This window comes from Bacillus sp. JJ1773, assembly GCF_036962035.1.
In the GTDB taxonomy this organism is placed as follows: Bacteria; Bacillota; Bacilli; order Bacillales; family Cytobacillaceae; genus Cytobacillus.
Map to the genome: position 1 here is coordinate 1 of NZ_JBALNX010000160.1, position 1,805 is coordinate 1,805.

Genomic DNA, 1,805 nt, shown 5'->3' on the forward strand with positions numbered 1-1,805 from the left:
ATAGAACATGCTCTATCATCTTGAAATGGTTATCTATTTAAGATTTTTAGAAAGGACTTTTCCCAAAATGTCCATTTGAGCATATTTTTCAAAAATAAGCTCCTTTTTACCCCTTTGCCAATTGGGTACCTTAACTGAGGATCAAGTTCCTCGGCTATATTAGTAATCTTCCTAGCTACCTCTCTTGGATCCCCGAATGATTCTGACCCATTGTCAATATATTGTTGAATCTGTTTCATATAATAATAATAAGGAGATTCTACATGCAATGATCTTTCCGTAACATGCTTCCCGCTTGACCAAATATTTGTCTTATATGATCCTGCTTCGATCAAAACAAGCTTGACGCCAAAAGGCTTCATTTCAAGTCTGAGGCATTCGCTCCATCCTTCTAGAGCATGTTTAGAAGCGACATAGGGAGACATGCCGGGGAATCCCATTCTCCCACTGATGCTGCTCATATTAATGATGATCCCTTTTCCTTGGCTGCGCATTAGTGGTAAAAAGCTTTGAGTTACAGCAATCGCTCCGAAAAAATTTGTCTCAAATTGCTTTCTGAATTCCTCAATAGGAATTTCTTCTACAAAGCCTGCACTTGCATACCCGGCATTATTGAATAGCAAATCAATACGGCCGATTTTTTCAATAAATTGCTTCAATTTTTCAATGGATTGTTGAGAAGCAACATCGAGCTCAGCAACGGTAATATTTCCTTCAACTCCATTTAATCTTGCCTCGGATAAAAGCGTTTCGCTTTTATTCGTATCTCTCATGGTCGCTATGACATCGAAATTATTTCTAGCGAGCTCGATAGCTGTAAGAAGCCCAAAGCCGCTTGATGCTCCTGTAATAACGGCAATTTTTCTATTCAAATGTTATCTCCTTTCAAGAAGATATGGTTGATTTATATTTAGCTCATATTCCATTTATTTGTCAATTCGGTAAATATCCTTCTTTAACCCTGCAACCATGAAGGAGATCGATTGAGCAAAAAAGAATAATCCCCATAATTGAGCAGGAATAAACATAGTTGTTTTTGCTAAACCTGTAGCGTCCCCCGCTGCATGTGGCTGAATAAAGCTAAGCATGAGGATGGTAAAGGAAGATGTTAGTGATTCTACTAAAAGAATACTAGCTATAATCAATAAACAATTTTGTACAAATGATACAGAACCTTTATATAATAACAGAATAAATAATGCGCCAAAGGAAATAAGCCAAAATATACCATAAAAATTTCTAACCCAAAGCAGCAGGTTTAAGCCAACAAATAGAAGCAAAATAATAATAAGGGGTTTATATTGTTTCTTGCTAATGAACCAAAAGGATAAAAAGGCGATAAATGATGAAAAAAAATATCCTGCTATTCCGGTAAAAAAGCTGCCAAACCAGTTCGTATGACTTGTATAGGTTACCCCTTCTGTGTTCATAAATAAAGATATAGTATGAACCTTTCCTCCAAATAGGGCAATCAAAGCGTGTCCCGATTCATGGATTAAAGTATTAATCATGCGTATATAGCTGCCTAGGAACGGAATATTTGTTAGAATAATAGCAATGACGATAAATAAACAGAATTTCCAAGTAATTTTTTGCTTTAGTGCTCTCAAAATGGATTCTCCTCATTTTAGACGTAAAGGTCTCAACGTATTATTTTATTATACGATGTGCTCTCACTTTAAGTTTCATTTTCGTCAAAGCAGCAGTTTGTACTTAAAATAAATAAAATCATTATGAATCTATATAAAAATATAATAAAATAAAAATAGTAAGAAATTCATATGGAGTTATTACATCCATGCATG

General features: G+C 35.0%; 2 protein-coding genes. Both read right to left on the minus strand.

Annotated elements, in window-relative coordinates; translation table 11 throughout:
• Nucleotides 1-29 precede the first annotated feature (29 nt).
• Nucleotides 30-872: an oxidoreductase gene (locus V7127_RS25795; protein ID WP_335491126.1), complete on the minus strand. Its 843-nt coding sequence runs from the start codon at nucleotides 870-872 to the stop codon at nucleotides 30-32.
• 54 nt (nucleotides 873-926) lie between these two features.
• A complete protein-coding gene (locus V7127_RS25800) occupies nucleotides 927-1,610 on the minus strand; it encodes a M50 family metallopeptidase (RefSeq protein ID WP_335491129.1) in 684 nt (227 codons plus the stop codon).
• Nucleotides 1,611-1,805 lie beyond the last annotated feature (195 nt).